Source organism: Vibrio sp. 1580, from assembly GCF_033340055.1.
Map to the genome: position 1 here is coordinate 1 of NZ_JAWOVT010000794.1, position 507 is coordinate 507.

Consider the following 507-nt stretch of genomic DNA (forward strand, 5'->3'; position numbering starts at 1 on the left):
AGAAAACATTCACAGGACGGGATATTTCATCCCTTTTACCATGCTACATACTCACCAAAGCGGCATCTATCAACAAAAGAGAATCAACCAACACACGAAAAACAGCGTCAGAAAAGCCCTTCGTATTTGCTTGCGGAATAAAAGGATATATACAGACATCGCTTGGGTGCTGCTGGTTACTACAGCTATCTTTTTCTCGGTCTGCTATTACGCCATCAACAGTATTGTGAAACACAACTATTTAGATAGCGCATTGGACATTGCCGACAGCCTGTCTCAGATGAGTTGCTATGCTGATGAAGACCAACTAAAAGGGTTGTTTGATAACGTAAAGCTCGTTGAATCCAGCATGATGTTGGATCGCTTTAATATTCGCTGCTTGGTCACGCCAGAGGCGGTGGTTCCCGTCAGCCAAAAAGCGTTCAACGAGTGGAGCGATAACAGCAATTACACGACTCAAGCCTTCGACATCAACAACGCCACCATTTTAGTTCGTGTGAAAAACAT

1 pseudogene is annotated in these 507 nt (G+C 43.8%); it reads left to right on the forward strand.

Features of this window, described 5'->3' with window-relative positions:
• Positions 1–166: 166 nt before the first annotated feature.
• Positions 167–507, forward strand: a pseudogene (locus R7093_RS28430) (EAL domain-containing protein); the annotation flags it as partial.